This window comes from Shewanella sp. Isolate8, assembly GCF_022398495.1.
Taxonomy (GTDB): Bacteria; Pseudomonadota; Gammaproteobacteria; order Enterobacterales; family Shewanellaceae; genus Shewanella; species Shewanella aquimarina.
In genome coordinates this window covers 517,707-533,110 of sequence record NZ_JAKEVI010000003.1, presented here as the reverse complement: position 1 = coordinate 533,110, position 15,404 = coordinate 517,707, and the positions used below count along the sequence as shown (strand labels likewise).

Annotated in this window: 16 protein-coding genes and 2 riboswitches; of the genes, 7 read left to right on the top strand and 9 right to left on the bottom strand. The window is 55.9% G+C overall.

The window, feature by feature from the left end; all coding sequences use genetic code 11:
• Positions 1-23: 23 nt before the first annotated feature.
• The 5 genes from L1D43_RS14780 to L1D43_RS14760 all read right to left on the bottom strand — a co-directional run bounded on the left by L1D43_RS14780 (position 24) and on the right by L1D43_RS14760 (position 3,763).
• Positions 24-1,295 carry a hypothetical protein gene (locus tag L1D43_RS14780; RefSeq protein WP_239852736.1) on the bottom strand — a complete coding sequence of 424 codons (1,272 nt, stop codon included), beginning with the start codon at positions 1,293-1,295 and terminating at the stop codon, positions 24-26.
• Positions 1,296-1,341: 46 nt separating this feature from the next.
• The gene (locus L1D43_RS14775; protein ID WP_239852735.1) at positions 1,342-1,968 is read right to left on the bottom strand and encodes an excalibur calcium-binding domain-containing protein; all 627 of its coding nucleotides are present in this window, start codon (positions 1,966-1,968) and stop codon (positions 1,342-1,344) included.
• 104 nt (positions 1,969-2,072) lie between these two features.
• Positions 2,073-3,077 carry a permease gene (locus L1D43_RS14770; protein WP_239852734.1) on the bottom strand — a complete coding sequence of 335 codons (1,005 nt, stop codon included), beginning with the start codon at positions 3,075-3,077 and terminating at the stop codon, positions 2,073-2,075.
• 27 nt (positions 3,078-3,104) lie between these two features.
• Positions 3,105-3,353 (bottom strand): thioredoxin family protein, encoded by a 249-nt coding sequence (locus L1D43_RS14765; RefSeq protein WP_239852733.1) that lies wholly within the window; start codon positions 3,351-3,353, stop codon positions 3,105-3,107.
• Between the two features lie 65 nt (positions 3,354-3,418).
• Positions 3,419-3,763 carry a metalloregulator ArsR/SmtB family transcription factor gene (locus L1D43_RS14760; RefSeq protein WP_239852727.1) on the bottom strand — a complete coding sequence of 115 codons (345 nt, stop codon included), beginning with the start codon at positions 3,761-3,763 and terminating at the stop codon, positions 3,419-3,421.
• Between the two features lie 279 nt (positions 3,764-4,042).
• Between L1D43_RS14760 and L1D43_RS14755 the strand changes: the two genes are divergently transcribed.
• Positions 4,043-4,450: a hypothetical protein gene (locus tag L1D43_RS14755; RefSeq protein ID WP_239852725.1), complete on the top strand. Its 408-nt coding sequence runs from the start codon at positions 4,043-4,045 to the stop codon at positions 4,448-4,450.
• 111 nt (positions 4,451-4,561) lie between these two features.
• Positions 4,562-6,589, top strand: a complete 2,028-nt coding sequence (locus L1D43_RS14750; RefSeq protein ID WP_239852724.1) for a S9 family peptidase — start codon at positions 4,562-4,564, stop codon at positions 6,587-6,589.
• 147 nt (positions 6,590-6,736) lie between these two features.
• Here L1D43_RS14750 and L1D43_RS14745 read toward each other — a convergent pair whose 3' ends face one another.
• Both L1D43_RS14745 and L1D43_RS14740 read right to left on the bottom strand, forming a co-directional pair.
• Positions 6,737-6,991, bottom strand: coding sequence for a DUF2999 family protein (locus L1D43_RS14745; RefSeq protein ID WP_239852723.1), 255 nt, complete (start codon positions 6,989-6,991; stop codon positions 6,737-6,739).
• A gap of 145 nt (positions 6,992-7,136) precedes the next feature.
• Positions 7,137-7,595, bottom strand: a complete 459-nt coding sequence (locus tag L1D43_RS14740) for a hypothetical protein (protein WP_239852722.1) — start codon at positions 7,593-7,595, stop codon at positions 7,137-7,139.
• A 396-nt stretch (positions 7,596-7,991) separates the two neighbouring features.
• Here L1D43_RS14740 and L1D43_RS14735 point away from each other — a divergent pair, with 396 nt between their 5' ends.
• On the top strand, positions 7,992-8,618 hold the full coding sequence (locus L1D43_RS14735) for an arginine N-succinyltransferase (RefSeq protein ID WP_239853246.1): 627 nt from the start codon (positions 7,992-7,994) through the stop codon (positions 8,616-8,618).
• Between the two features lie 345 nt (positions 8,619-8,963).
• On the opposite strand, the gene L1D43_RS14730 is transcribed toward L1D43_RS14735, so the two are convergent.
• Positions 8,964-10,337, bottom strand: coding sequence for a sodium:alanine symporter family protein (locus L1D43_RS14730; RefSeq protein ID WP_239852721.1), 1,374 nt, complete (start codon positions 10,335-10,337; stop codon positions 8,964-8,966).
• Positions 10,338-10,505: 168 nt separating this feature from the next.
• Positions 10,506-10,626: riboswitch (glycine riboswitch) on the bottom strand.
• Position 10,627: 1 nt separating this feature from the next.
• A riboswitch (glycine riboswitch) is annotated at positions 10,628-10,743 on the bottom strand.
• 383 nt (positions 10,744-11,126) lie between these two features.
• Between L1D43_RS14730 and dauA the strand changes: the two genes are divergently transcribed.
• The 4 genes from dauA (at position 11,127) to L1D43_RS14710 (ending at position 15,014) form a co-directional block, all read left to right on the top strand.
• Positions 11,127-12,824, top strand: coding sequence for a C4-dicarboxylic acid transporter DauA (dauA, locus tag L1D43_RS14725; RefSeq protein WP_239852720.1), 1,698 nt, complete (start codon positions 11,127-11,129; stop codon positions 12,822-12,824).
• A 212-nt stretch (positions 12,825-13,036) separates the two neighbouring features.
• Positions 13,037-13,948, top strand: coding sequence for a DUF2846 domain-containing protein (locus L1D43_RS14720; RefSeq protein ID WP_239852719.1), 912 nt, complete (start codon positions 13,037-13,039; stop codon positions 13,946-13,948).
• Between the two features lie 244 nt (positions 13,949-14,192).
• Positions 14,193-14,477, top strand: a complete 285-nt coding sequence (locus tag L1D43_RS14715) for a DUF134 domain-containing protein (RefSeq protein WP_239852718.1) — start codon at positions 14,193-14,195, stop codon at positions 14,475-14,477.
• 9 nt (positions 14,478-14,486) lie between these two features.
• Entirely contained in the window at positions 14,487-15,014 is a 528-nt protein-coding gene (locus tag L1D43_RS14710; protein ID WP_239852716.1) for a NifB/NifX family molybdenum-iron cluster-binding protein, read from the top strand.
• A 5-nt stretch (positions 15,015-15,019) separates the two neighbouring features.
• Here the strand turns inward: L1D43_RS14710 and L1D43_RS14705 are convergent, their stop codons facing one another.
• Positions 15,020-15,352, bottom strand: a complete 333-nt coding sequence (locus L1D43_RS14705; protein WP_235375410.1) for a thioredoxin family protein — start codon at positions 15,350-15,352, stop codon at positions 15,020-15,022.
• Positions 15,353-15,404: the final 52 nt, after the last annotated feature.

Genomic DNA, 15,404 nt, shown 5'->3' with positions numbered 1-15,404 from the left:
CTTGGCTCTTATTTAGCCCTGATTTAACCCTGGTTATAGTGGCTAATGGGCAGCTGGCTGACGCTGTCGAGTCGCCAGGCACCTTTCTCGTAGACGAAGCTGACGCTGTGCAGTGCATCCTTAAACTCATAGCGTTTGTTCGAGGCCGGCAGGGCATGGTTAAACTCGACCTGAATGTGTTGGTAGCCATCGTTTAGTGACATCTTACCCAGGTGCTTGGGCAGGTCGATAAGGCGGCTCAGCGCCTTGTCTAATTCGCGATCTCGTATCGGCAGTTGCTGCTTAAACTGCTCGCTGAACAGCGCCGAGAAGGCCTGCTTGTCCTTGCTGTGGGTGTAGGCGGCAATGGTCCAGTCGGCCAACAAGAGGTCGAACGCCTTATCGGCCTGGGTCAGTGAGGCGACGGGCGTCTTGTTGTCGTTGCTAAGGTAGTTGTTAAGCGTCTCCTCGGCTGTTTTTATCGCGTCTTCAAGCAGCTGAGCCACCTTTTCCGCCGCTGGTTCTTGGCTGACCTTGAGCTCGCCGCTGACCCTGTCGACTGCCTCTACTCGTTCTTGCCAGCTGTTGAAGCCCTTCATAAGCCCTTGTAGCGAGGCCATATGTAGCTTCATCACCTCGGCGACGGCCTTGTCTTGTTTGCGCGCCTCTCTGGCCTCTGTGCCCACAGTGTCTCTAAAGGTGCTATTGAGCAGGTTTTCGGGCGAATCGAAGTAGAGTCCGGCACCGCTGTAGGGATCGACCCAGAGATCGCTGGTATCGACAGGCGCCATGGATTTGGGCTTTAAGTCGCCATAGTAGAGCTGGGCCAACTCGGCCTTATGCTGGCTAACGAAGCCGCCAATTGCCTTGCGATCGCTGGCCGGCAGTTGTTGGTACTGGCTTGCCAGTTGTTGCAATTTGTCTGAGTGCTGCACCCTTTGGCTGGCATAGTAGCCGCAGCGCAGGTTACAGGCTTGCTTGGTCAGGCTGGAGGCTGGGCCTAAGGTGATCGCCTTGCTCTGCACAAATACCTCGGCGGTATATATGCCTCTGGGGATGACGCCACTCTTGTCCATCAGGTAGATGGTATTGTTGGGGCTATGGCGGCCGACGACCTCAAGATCTTGCTTGCTGGCGCACAGGGAATAGTCCCGGCTGGTGACAGGCAGCTCCTTGTTGTAGGTGGAGACGACCAGCTTATCCAGGCTAATCCCGTCGGGCACTTTGCCTGTGATGGTGAGATCGCACTGCTCAGCGTTGACGTTGAGGGCCAGGCCACCCAGGGCCAGACCGAGAAATACCAATCCTTGTTTCATGAAGCTTCCTTGTCGTTGTAGCTGTTAATTGATTTAGGGTGTTCCTTTAGCCGCACCACTGTTTTTCACAGGGGACACCGTCATGGTTGCCGTCCATCTTAGTATCTGGGCAATTATTGATATAGTAGATGGCCTCCTCGCAGGAGCGCATATGACTGCAATGTGTCTTACCTGCCTCACAGCGAAACTTGGGGGTAGCCGGTTGCCACTCTTGGGGCTCGACTGCGGGGAGTTCCTCGTAGGTGATCACCGGAGTGGCATTGAGTGCCTGATACTGTCTTAGGCCGAAAAAGCCAATTCCGAGCAATAGGCTCAGGGTGATGAGTCGGCGCAAAGGCGAGCCTGAACGGCGGTGAGTGTAGTGCGGCGTTTGGTGGCGCTCTCTGCCTGGGGCGCCTGCATTTTGCTTTGGCTTGGGTTGTGGCTTGCGCGCGAGGCCGGAGGTTACGCCCGATATGACGGCGACCCCCTCGATGCTGGCTTTTGTCGCCTTTATCTTGCCATCGCTCTGTTGCTGGCTTTGATAGACTATCTCGTCGCCCACCACAGGCTTTCTGGCCATCTGTTTCAGGGTGGAGATATGGATAAACACATCTTGGGCATTGGGCGTATTTGGCTTGATAAAGCCAAAGCCTCTATCGTCGTTCCAGCGAACCAGGGTGCCTCTTTCCATGGCGAAGGTTGTCCTTTTTTGAATTGTTTTGCTATCGATGCAGTTGCTAAGCAATGATTTTCACTCAGCTTTTTATCTATGCTATCGCGAATGCTCCCGCTTTGTCATCCGCTAATGGTGACCAGATTCAGTATCCAGCCCATCAGGGTGAAGGCGACTAGCAGCAGGCCAAACAGCATGGCGAGTAAGCGCCAGCGCATCACCTGCTTGAGCATGACGAACTCGGGAAAGCTGGCGGCGACTGTGCTCATGCAAAAGGCCAGGGTAGTGCCCAGGGGGACGCCCTGCATCAACAGGCTTTCCAGCACGGGGATAACGCCGGTGGCGTTGGCGTACAGGGGGATGCCCATTAACACGGCGACAGGGACTGACCACCACTGGCCGTCGCCCAGATTGGCCTCCAGGAAGCCGGCGGGCACGAAGCCGTGCAGGGCCGCGCCCAGGCCAACCCCTATGATGACCCATTTCCACACTCGGCCGAAGATGGTGAGTGTCTCCTCCTTGGCAAACTGGTGACGCTGGCGCCAGCTCATGCTTGGCGGACTCATGGGCGAGGAGTGAGCCGCGGCGGTTTGCGCCTGAGAGATGCCGCGTTGGTAGGCGTTGGCGGCCAGTGGTTGTAGCCAACGCTCGGCATGTAGCAGATCCAGCAGGGCGCCACCGAGAATGCCTATGGTGATGCCGGTGAGGGCATATAATAGGGTAACCTTGGCACCGAGCAGGCTAAACAGCAGCAGGATGGCGACCTCGTTGATCAGCGGCGAGGTCAGCAGAAACGCCATGGTGATCCCCACGGGAATGCCCGCCGTGGTAAAGCCGAGAAACACTGGGATGCTGGAGCAGGAGCAGAAGGGAGTGATGGCGCCAAAGCCCGCGCCCAGGCCATAACCCAGCAGCTTAGGCTTACCTGCCAGATAGTCGCGAACCCGCTCGACGTTGAGCGCCGCCCGCAGCCAGCCGATCAGGTAGATCATCATCAGGAGCAGGGCGAAGATCTTGCTGGTGTCTTCGACAAAGAAGTGCAACGCCTGACCCCAGGCGCTCTGAGCGGAGAGGCCGATGAGATCAACGACCAGCAGGTCGGCGAGTTGGGTAAACCAGGCTAGCATGGGTCCTCCCTTGAGATGCCTGAGGCGTTATTGCACCTTGTGGATCTTGGTTAGCAGTTGGGTGAGTTCTTCGTCGCTGGGCAGACGTCCTGCCGCCAGCACCTCGCCGTCGATCACTATGGCCGGGGTCGACATGACGCCATAGGCGGCGATCTGGGCGATGTCGGTCACCTTGGTCAGCTCTATATTGAGGTTAAGCTCATCGGCGATCCTGGCGATGTCGCTGGCGAGGTTGGTGCAGCGTTTACAGCCACTGCCGAGTACTTCTATCTTCATCTGTTGCTCCTTATCTAACGGATTGAATTTATTCGCTATGAGCCTTGTTCATTGCTGGTGGGTGATTATCTGCCGCAGCAGCTTTTGCTTGTTTGTGCCTCGAGTGCGGTCTCGATACAGGTCAGCATGCCCAGCAGGCAAGGCGTTTCCAGGCGATAGTAGATCTGCTTGCCCTGGCGGCGGCTGGCGACTATACCGGCTTGCCTAAGCAGTAACAGGTGTTTGGAGACGGTGGAGATGTCGGCATCCACGCCGTCGGTGAGCTCGCAGACACAGCGCTCTTGCTGTTCCAGCTGCTCAACCAGCCAGAGGCGGGTCGGGTGGGCCAGCGCCTTGAGCAGGGCGGCGCGACTGTTGAGTCGCTCCTGGCTCTGGGTATGAGTCTGGGCCTGGGTCATGACAGGTTTCATGGCGCGCCTTAAAAAAGTGTTGGCTTCATTTGGCATAATAGCCAAATGTTTTGCCGACGAGTAACCTTTTATCAAGGGTTTAGCTCGGCTTTGTGATGCAAGTGTCATCTAGCGGATGCTTTGTGAGACTGGGCTGATTTGCAATGAATGGGATTCGCCTATGCAGTTTATGCAACTCTGGCGAGTCCACATGGCAAGCTGTATTTAGAGAGTGGTGAAAATTTGTACTTAGGTTGCTTGGTGCTAGAGTGAGTAAATCGCTCATCGAAAGGATCTAAGATGAAGACACCGAAAATATCCCCTAGATTACCGCTGGCCCTGCTACTGGGATTGGGGCTGTTTAGCGCCCAGGTTTCCGCCAGCAATGGCTTTAACAGTGAGGCGAGCCATGCCGCCGGCGGCGCCGTGATGGCCGGGGCACTGGTGTGGGCATCCGATGCCTGGACGCCTCAGTATGACAGAGCCAGGGTGGGATTCTCCGTTAGCGCCGCCCTCGGCATCCTGGTGCAATATCATGAGTATGACAAGGGCACCAATACCGCCAGCGAAGCCTTGCTCGACGCGGCGTCTCATACCCTGGGCGCCGCCATCGGCGCCTATGTCACCGACGGTTATCTGCTTAGCCCTGTGGCCAAGCCCGAGCACGGTGGCAGTTATGTGGGCGTGGATTTCTCGTTTCGTTTCTAGCGCCAGCCGCTACTGAATTCTGGCTGAGTTTAAAGGATTAAGTTTGGTTTAAGTCTTAGGGCCGATCATGTTGGCCAAATCACAATAACAACAAGTTGAAGGAGAGGACGCGTGAAGAAGATAGCAATACTCTTGCTGTGCATCTTGATGCCGGTAACGACGGTTTTTGCCCAGACGGGCAAGCCTCTGTCGGTGGAGGTGCTGTGGCAGCTCAGCCGAATAGGTAATCCTAGCATTTCCCCCAATGGCGATTACATTATCGCCCCAGTGACCGAATACGATGTGCCCGAAGACAAGGGCAACACCCAGCTGTGGCTGTTCGGCAAGGATGGCAAGCAGCAGCGGGTGCTGACCGCCAAGGGGCTGCGGGTGAGCGAGCCGGTATTCTCGCCAGACAGCAAGACCCTGGCCTTTATCAGCAAGCGCGATAAGGATGAGGCGGGTCAGATCTATCTGCTGCCTATGGATGGCCCGGGCGAGGCGCAGCGTTTGACCGAGGTGCCTAGTGGCGTCTATGGCCTCAAGTGGGTGGGCGAGCACCTCTATTTCATCAGTTCTGTCTATCCCGGCAAAAACTGGAAAGAGATAGGCGAGCAGCTCAAGGCCGACAAGGACAACAAGGTATCGGCCCACCAGTGGAACGCCCTGCCTTATTCGAGCTTCGATCACTGGATCGATGAAGGCCGTCAGGCCCATGTATTCCGTATTGCCGCTAAGGGCGGCGAGGTAGAAGCGATCACTCAGCCGCTGAACATAGAACTGCCGCGCTCGTCCCAAGGTGCGGGTAGCTATGATATCAGCCCGGATGAAGCCTGGATCGCCTTTAACGCCAACGGCAGCGACAACCTGGTGAATCCTAAGCTAGATCTCTTCCTCGCGGCCATCGGTAGCGGCAAGGCCGAGAACATCACCCCAGACAATCTGGCGCCGGACGCCAGCCCGCAGTTCAGCCCCAACGGTAAGACACTGGCCTTTACCCGCCAGCATATTCAGGGCTTTTACGCCGATACCGCCAAGCTGATGCTGTTCGATCTGAAGAAGCGCAGCACTAAGATGCTCGCCAAAGAGTGGGATCGCTCTGTGGCCCGCTTCGTGTGGACCCCTGACAGCAAGGGCTTCTATGCCGCCATCGACGACGCGGCCACCAGGCGCCTGTACCATATCGACGCCAAGAGCGGCAAGGTAAGGGCGATTACTAAGGCGACCAACTTTGGTAAGCCCGCTATTGCTCAAGATGGCACCCTGGTGGCGGCCAACGACAGCTTCCTCTACCCGGCGCGTTTGGTGAAGGTGAATGGCAAGAACGGCAAGACCAGCCGTTTGGATAGCTTTAACGACCAGATCCTCGCGGATGTCGATCTGGGCAGCTATGAGTCGGTGACCTACAAGGGTTATAACGACCAAGAGATCCAGATGTGGGTGCACTACCCACCAGGGTTTGATCGCAGCAAGAAATATCCGCTGATGATGCTGGTGCATGGCGGGCCGCATAACGCCATCTCAGATGGTTTCCATTATCGCTGGAACGCCCAGACCTTCGCCTCCTGGGGCTATGTGACCGCCTGGCCTAACTTCCACGGCTCCAACAGCTTCGGTCAGGCGTTTGCCGACAGCATCAACCCGGATTGGAAGAACAAGTCACTGGAAGATGTGCTCAAGGCAGCCGACTGGTTTAAGCAGCAATCCTGGATCGATGACAAGCGCATGGTGGCCGGTGGTGCCAGCTATGGCGGTTACCTGACCTCTATCATCCTGGGGCAGAAGCATCCCTTCAACGCCCTGTTGATCCACGCCGCCGTATACAACATGTACTCGCAGATGGCGGCGGACTTCTCGGTGCACAGCTCCCGCTTTGGCAACTACTGGGATAACCCAGAGATCTACCAGTCTATCTCGCCTCACTATGGCGCAGGCAATTTCAACACCCCGACCCTAGTGATCCATGGTCAGCTGGATTATCGCGTGCCTGTGGGCCAGGGCTTCGAGCTGTTTAGAACCCTGCAGACCCGCGGCGTAGAGTCGCGCATGATCTACTTCCCAGACGAGAATCATTGGATCATGAAGCCTAACAACTCCATTTACTGGTATCACCAGGTGAAAGACTGGATGACCCGCTTCGCCGAGCCAGGTGGCAAGTAAGCGACTGATTGGTTAGGTGAATAGTTGAATTAAGTGAATAGTTGAATTAGGCGAATAGATGAATCCTATCGCCTAGCACTAAAGAAAAAGGCTGCCTCGCATAACGGGGCAGCCTTTCTTATATCGCAGCATATCGCAACAGATATGTTAGGGCTTTTGCAGTTGCGCCTTGGCCGCTTCGACCTTGGCGAAATCCAGCCCGAGCTCGGTGACTGCCTCTTTGATCAGTGCCGGGTTTTGCATCACCAGCGCCATCAGTTGCTGCAGCTTTTCAGGGGCGATCCCCAGCTGGCCTATGGTGCCCATGGCCATCAATGGGTTTTCGGTCAGGGCTTGAAACAGCTCCTGGATCTGCGCATCGCTGACGTTATGTTCTTTTAAGATCGCAATAATCGGGTTCATTGCACTACCTTGTCTCGGTTGAAAGTAAAACAGGTCGCTAGTCTAGCATCCTCTACGACTAGCTCAAGCCATAGTCTTGCATCAGGTCGCATAGGCCCTGTCTTGGCGAGCATGTCGGCTGAGCCAGTTGCTGTTGAAGCCTTGCTTACAGGAGCGGGTCGCCTGACTTGCTTTCTACCTTGCCGATCACCTCGATATCGCTCAGGGTCGAGAGTATGCCCCACTGCTGTATGGTCATCATATCCTTCACCTCCTGGGCCTTGAAGCTCAGGCGCAGGCCGTCCTTGCGATACTCCTCGGGCAAGTTTTGCGGCAGTATGTGGCGGCCATCGTCGGCAACTATGCCCCAGAAACCGCCTTCGAGATTGAAATACCTAACCGTGCCCTGTGTCATGGTGATCGCCTTATCCAGTGATTCGCTCTTCTCGATTGATAAGCCATTGGGGACGGCTTTTAGCGCTTCCTTGCTAGGCTGCTCGGCCTTAGGCGCTGCTTGCTCTGCCGCCTGCTCGGTTGGTTGAGCGGGAGCCTCTTGCTCCTGATTGCAGGCGCTAAGGGCGAATACGGCAAGCAGGGGAAGTGACATCTTGGTTACTAGATTCACGGAATAATTCCTCTCTTTCGAAATGGACAATAAGTAATGTAACAGAAACCTCTAAGGCCAGTTTAGCTTTCGGATTTAAATTATGTTTAATCTAAACGCGTTTGGCGCTGGCAGGCAAATTAAGCATAGGCTAATAAATTGAATTAAAAGCAACAAATGGCAATCGGCCCTAGCTTGCAAGGTGACGGTTTTAGTCTTGCCAGGGTATCGATTTGTGGTGAATAAACCCTGGTCTGTGCCTCAGGTTTCTTTCTGCCCTTGGTCGAAGTACCATAGCCTGCAAGAAATGACTCTATGCGCCTAGCCTTTGTTGATGGGTGGGCAAAGGAAGGTGTGATCTTGGCTAATACGTTTAATGCTGGATTGGCGATTCATCGTCAGCGAGGTTTTAGTGGCATGCAGATCTTCATGATCGTGCTCCTGACCATGGTGCTGACCGCAGTGGCCAGCTTCTTTATCATCAAGACCTATATTTTTCCCTCGCCCTTCACCCCTGTGACCCTCAATGCGAAGGAGGAGCAGCGGCTAGACGGCAAGCTGTCGCAGCTGGGCTGGCAGGTGGAGCGTAAAGACGATCGCCATGGCGGGGCGGGTAAGCTTGAGCCCGAGCCCTATCGTGAGCGCGACGCCGACAGGCAGGTGACCTTTAGCGAGAAGGAGGTCAACGCCATGATAGGTCGTAATCCGGACTTTGCCGAGCGCGTGGTGATCGATTTCTCCGACAACCTGGCCAGTGCCAAGATCTTAATACCCATTCCACAGGATTTTCCCGTCATGGCCGGTGAGATCCTGCGGGTGAACGCCGGGCTGGATATCCACCTGGATTCGGCCCGTCGCCCGGTGGTGGCGCTTGTCGGCGTCAGCCTGATGGGCGTGCCGATTCCCAACGCCTGGCTGGGCAACATGAAGAACGTCAATCTGGTGGGGGAGTTTGGCGATCGCGGCTTCTGGACCACCTTCGCCGATGGTGTCGAGGATCTGCAGATCCGCGATGGTGAGCTCTACCTTAAGCTAAGGCGTTAGCGAACAGGCCTTGCGACCAGGCTCGGTGGATAGACGTTAGCAAAATAAAAGCCGGTGATGAGAGCCGGCTTTTTGATGCAGTGGTGTAGGGAGGGGGAGATGGTGCCTAATCCTTAGCCTGATCCGTCTTGGCCTCCTGCTGGCTAGCCTTCTCTTGATTCGTCTCTTCCTGTTTCGGTTTTTCGGCCTGTCCGCCGCATCCGCCACAACAACTCATAAATACTCCTGTTATCTCGATTAAGTGGCCACAGAGTACTTGATTAAATTACTCGGGTATTTGATCTCGATCAGCTTTTGTCTACTTGTTGTGATCGCCGCCCTCGGCGAACGATCACGGATGAGAGATCAGGCGGTCAGCTCCTGTTGTTCACCTTGGCGTTCTCTGGCGGCGAAATAGCTGAGCGTATCGCTGATGATCACCTTACGCAGGCCGATGAGGGCGATGAGGTTGGGAATAGCCATCAGGCCGTTGACGGTATCGGCCAGCAGCCAGATAAGATCCAGCTGAATAAAGGCGCCCAGGGCGATGAGACTCAGAAAGATAAACTGGTAGATCTTTATGCCGTGTTCGCCCAGTTTCTGCCCCGTGAGATAGTACCAGCAGCGCTCGCCATAGTAGTGCCAGCCCAGTATGGTGGTGAAGGCGAAGCAGACCAGTGCGATGGTCACCAGGTATTGGCCGATGAGGGCAGAGCCACCGGTGGCGAAGGCGGCGCTGGTCATGGCCGCGCCAGCTGCATCGCCGCTCCAGACTCCTGTGATGATCAGCACCAGCCCGGTCATGGTGCAGATGAGCAGGGTATCGAAGAAGGTTCCCGTCATGCTCACCAGTCCCTGTTCGACCGGCTCCTTGGTCTTGGCGGCGGCGGCTGCGATGGGGGCGCTGCCCAGCCCCGACTCGTTAGAGAAGACGCCGCGGGCGATACCTATCTGAATCGCCTGTGCAACCGTGGCACCGAGGAAGCCGCCGGCGGCGGAGATGGGGCTGAAGGCCGAGTGGATCACCAGCTGCAGCGCCGGAATTATCTGGTCGCTAAAGGTGAACAAGATCCATAAGCAGGCCAGCAGATAGCCCAGGGCCATGCTGGGCACCAGTTTTTGTGCCACCTTGGCGATCCGCTTGACGCCGCCCAGGGTGACAGCCGCCACCAATAGGGTGAGCACCTGCGCCGTTACCCAAGCGGGTACATGAAAGGCGATGGTCATGGCGTCACTGATGGCGTTGACCTGGGCAAAGGTGCCAATGCCGAAGAAGGCCACGCCTACGCCGAATAGGGCAAACAGCTTGGCCAGCCAGCCCAGACCTAGTCCGCGTTCTATGTAATACATGGGGCCGCCGGCGATATTGCCGCGTGCATCTGTGGTGCGATACTTGAGCGCCAGCATACACTCGCCATACTTGGTCGCCATGCCGAAGAAGGCCGCCAGCCACATCCAGAAGAGGGCGCCAGGGCCGCCTACCTTGATGGCGGTGGCCACGCCGACGATATTGCCCGTGCCTATGGTGGCCGACAGGGCGGTGCACAGGGCGGCGAAGGAGGAGAGATCGCCCTGGCCGCTGGCGGGTTTAAACAGCAGTTTGAGCGCCAGTGGCAGCTTGAAGATCTGGATGAGCCGCAAACGCAGCGTGAGATAGAGGCCCGTGCCGACTAACAGGCAGAGGGTGATAGGGCCCCAGACGATGGCGTTGATCTCGCTTAGTAACGCGTGAAAATTCATGATGTTCCTCGAATATTAAACACTAGGGTCTATAGACCCTCTAATATGGAGGAGGAAAAGAAATGTCTGTGTGGAGACCGACGTCTGTGATCCATTGGCGAGCACCAACAAGCTAAAAGCGACAAACGACAGTGACTGAATATAGCCATGGCTATAACCGCGACAGTCATCCTCTCCTCTGTCCTTTTGCCTGAGCGTTTCGCGCAGCCATGTGGGGCTGCACTTTCGCCTTCGGCGCCGTAATACCCAGGGATCATCCTGGGCTCACAGTCTCTCCAGAGGCTCGTCCAGTAACAGTCCACGCCATACTATGGCACCTGAAAGAGTGGTTTCTCGCCGATAACGCCTGGCGACAAACTTGCCTCGTCGGTGTGGGGTTGACTCCCCACTCTCCTGCTACCTTCATCCGAACGGAATCCGGGGGCGGCAGCCCCCGGGCCGGATAGCATGCGTCAAATGCCGCGTCGGCTCAAGGGGGACGAGTCACAATTTGTGGCTTTAAGTCGAATATCGTTAGGGATCTTCGACCAAAGGCGAAGCAAATTTTTTGTTTTGCCCCTTAACTTGGCGCCCTCGCAGGGTTTAGAATAAATGCTCGTATCCACCTTGTGGTCATACTGGCATACCTTGCTTAGCTGTCCAGCCTTAGGGCTCACAGACATTCAGGTGTATCGTCACCTCACGACTTGCCATTTTTTGCCAAGCGCAGACAAGCCTTGATCTCGACTCGTTACACTCAGATGTCCGCTATTGTGTTGCGGCCGCTAGCATTATTTCATCGGGATCAAAATGTTATCAGCACTCAAGAAAAGCATCAGCGCTAAACCTTCTACTCAGGAGATACAGACCAATATATTGGCGGGATTGACCGTGGGGGTGATTGCCCTGCCACTCTCAATGGCCCTGGCGATCGCCAGTGGCGTACCGCCTCAGCACGGCCTCTACACGGCGATGATCGCCGGCATAGTGATCGCCCTGTGTGGCGGCTCTAAGGTCAACATCTCGGGGCCGACGGCGGCCTTTGTGGTGATTCTGCTGCCCATAGTGCAGCAGTTTGGCCTGGGGGGACTGCTGCTCAGCGGCCTGATGGCCGGGGTGATACTGCTGCTGATGGGGCTGGGCAAGCTGGGTAAGTTGATAGAGATAGTGCCCTATCCGGTTACCGTCGGCTTTACCGCAGGCATAGGTGTGGTGATCGCCACCTTTCAGATCAAGGACTTCTTCGGCCTCGAGGTGGCCGGCGGTGGTGAACACTATCTGGAGAAACTCTCTTACATCGCCCAGGCGCTGACCAGCATCAATTGGCAGGAGACGTTGGTGGGCGGCTTAACCCTAGCCGTGTTGTTGGCCTGGCCCAGGCTCAAGTCAAAGGTGCCGGCGCATCTGGCGGCGCTGTTAGTCGGCGCCTTGTTCGCCTGGATCATGACCCAGATGCTTGGTGATTTTTCGGTGGCGACCATAGGCAGTCGCTTTCACTATGAACTGGACGGCATGTTGGGCAGTGGTATTCCTCCTATCATGCCGAGCTTCGAGTGGCCCTGGAACCTGCCGGGCGCCGATGGCCAGCCTATCGGCATGAGCTTCGAGCTGGTACGTGAACTGCTGCCCTCGGCCATCACCATCGCCATACTCGGGGCGCTGGAATCCCTGCTGTGCGCCGTGGTGGCCGACGGCATGTCGGGCAAGAAACATAATCCTAATGATGAGCTGATCGGCCAGGGGATAGGTAACATGCTGGTGCCTCTGTTTGGCGGTATTCCGGCGACAGCGGCTATCGCTCGCACCGCAGCCAACGTCAAGGCGGGCGGAACCATGCCGCTGGCCTCTGTGGTGCATGGCCTGTTTATTCTGGCGGGGATCCTCCTGCTGGCGCCACTGCTGTCTTATATTCCCATGGCCTCGATGGCGGCTTTGCTGCTGGTGGTAGCCTGGAACATGAGCGAGGCCAAACACTTTGCCCGTACCCTCAAGGTGGCGCCTAGGGACGATGTGCTGATTCTGCTGCTCTGTTTCGCCCTGACCGTGCTGTTCGACATGACCATTGCGGTGGCGGTGGGCATGGGCTTGGCGGCCATGTTGTTTATTCGTCGCAGCATTAGCCTGACCGATGCCAGAGCCGTGGAGACCAATCATCAGGCCTACCAGGTGCCTGATAGCGTGGTGGTGTATGACATCAATGGGCCGCTGTTTTTTGGCTCGGCCCACAAGGCGCTCAAGACCATCGCCCTGGTGCGCCCCGATGTGCGGGTAGTGATTCTGGATATGTCGGAGGTGACGCTGCTGGATATGAGCGCCATCGTCGCCATGGAGTCGATCGCCCAAGATCTTTCGGCCAAGCGGGTGGGGCTCATCATCAACAACCTGCAACCACGTATGCTGCTCAAGCTCAGGCGGGCGGGGATCCGTAAGCGTCGCGGTCAGGTGGAATATGCCCGCACCATGGATGACAGCTTTACCCTGGCACGGCGCATGGCCGCACAGGAGTAATTTTATCTGGATATTTGGAGTCGCCTAATACATTTGTTGTATTTTTGTTGACAGTCTTTAGTTGTAGCAGTAGCTTCTAGTTTCTTTTTTTTGAGGGAACAAAAATCGTGACTAACTACAAGATACAAAAACATTTTTCACTAATTTTAGGAGTCCTCCTATTAGGGCTGACAACAGGTTGTGCCACCTCTTATAAGGTTGACCCCGAGTTGGTGAGTCAGTTTAAGCCTGAGGCGACACCGACTCAGGAGGAAACCTTCGTCTATGTGATCCGTGGCGCTAACTTTCAGGGAGGTGCCCGCGGTGCCTGGGTGGCGGCCAACAAAGATGTGGTTGCCGATCTCTCCAACGGTAGCCATACCTTGCTGAAGCTGGCAACCGGGCTGAACTCTGTGCACTTGGTGCAGGGCTTGGTGGGGTTCGGTTATAGCCGTGTGGATAATCGTCCCGGTGAGACTGTGTACCTGACCATAGATTACACCACGGGTAAGATGAAGGAGGTCGAACGGGATCTCGGTGTCTCCATGATCATGCAGACCAAGAAGGCCAAAGATATCGGCGCGCCGCGAAACAACGATGCTTACGATAACCTGATGGCTAACCCCGCCTTGCTGGGTTTCCCCGTGATGAAACCGGGTGTTGAACCTATTAAGCCCGATGCCGAGACGGCGGTGATCAACTTCTACCGTATGGAGACTCTGATCGGTGAAGTGCCTTTCGATATCTGGTCGGAAAACGGCTATGTGGGTAGTACCAAGGCGGGCACCTATTTTCAGGTGAGAGTCACGCCGGGCAAGCATACCTTCGTCTCACTCTCCGAGCGTTACTCTGTGCTGGAAGCCGAGGTCGAAGCGGGCAAGGAGTATGTGGTCGAATATGATGTGGACATGGGATGGAATCAGGCCCATGTACAGATCTTGCCTATCGATCCCGTCAAGTCGGCCAAGACCATTAAGAAGTGGCAGGCCAAGGCTAAGCTGATGGTGGTGGATGAGGCCGTGGTGAATCAGAGTGAGTTTGCACAGCGTGTCGAGATGGCCCGCGAATACCTGACGCCAAAGTTTAAAAGTATCGATGCCGGCGAGATGAGCAAGCGAGTATTGAATAAGCAGCACGCGCTGTAATCTACAGGCGGTTATGGCTTGAGGCGAATCACTGTTAAAGGTGGTTCGCCTTTTTGTTCTTAAGGGTTTACGAATGCAACCCAGTGTGACTCGCCCCTCAGTTTTCATCGATGAGATGACTCAAAATCAAGTTATTGGCCTAGGCCAATAACTCGTGTTCAGCTTGTCCTCGCCACGCCCTTAATATTGCGCCGTGGAGGATGCGACTGAACGTCTTGCTATGTAATCGATGAAGGTAATGGTCATGCCAAGACCCAAGAAATGTCGTCATCTGCAGTGTCGCCCGCCCTGTAGCCTGTTTAAACCCAATGGGATCCCCAGTGTGGAGCTAGAGCAAGTCCAGCTTGAGGCCGATGAATTTGAGGCCTTGGCGCTCGGCGATGTGCAGCGGCTCAGTCAACTGGAGGCGGCTGCGTCTATGGGGATCTCCCGTCAGACCTTCGGCAATCTGCTGGCCAGTGCCCGCCACAAGGTGGCGACGGCGATCACTCAGGGGCAGGCCATAGTGCTGCCGACATCGAATCAATAAGGAATCATCATGATAATTGCTATGCCCATGAGCAGGGGCCGTCTGGCGGCGCATTTTACCAAGGCGCAGCGCATCGGCTTCTTCAACGAATATCACCAGCTGATCACCAGCTTCGATAACCCGGCCATAGGTGGCGGTGGTTGTCGCGCCAAGAGTGAGTTGCTAAGCCTGATCAAGGCGCAGAAGACAGATATAGTGATAGTGCAGCATATCGGCGAGCGTATGCTGGGTAAGTTGCTGGCGGCAGGGATCAGTGTCAGCCAGGGGGACAACGCTGAGAGCATAGAGGTGCTGCTCAGTCAGACTCAGCTGCTGGAGCGTCGTTTGGTGGATGCCTCACAGGGACGGGCTTCCCTCAATCACGCCAAGAAGGGTGGTTGTTGCGCTGACGGTGGTGGCTGTGGTGCTAGTGAGGGCGGATGTGGCTGCGGCGGTCATAAGCCTATGCCTGAGGTATCGAGTTTGCTACAAAAGCCTGAGTCAGCCCAGGGTGAACAGGCGTCTGTCTCCTATAGCGGCTTTCGACCTCTGAGTTAGGCTCATCAGTCCAGCAGTTGATAGGGGCGAGCGATCGCCTCTCTCACCTCGGCCATAGAGAAGACCTTGATGAAACGCTCGAAGGGCTGGCCGTGAAAATAGAGTTCAACAACGGGTAGGGTAAAGACTCGGTGGGCGGCGGCGATCTCGCCCTGCTCTGCACAGTCGATATAACAAAGCTGCATCTTGGGATACTCGGTCTCGAGTAGCTGTTTCAGCCTGGGTTTAATGCTGTGACAGACGCCGCAGTCGGGAGCGCCAAATAACAAGAGTACCGCCTGCTGCGTTTTCAGGTAGGCGTGCAATGCCGCCAAAGAGTCTGTGTGTAAAGATCTCACCTGTCTTATCCTTCTCTGTGCCAGATGTCAGCATGCCTCTAAAGAGGTATTT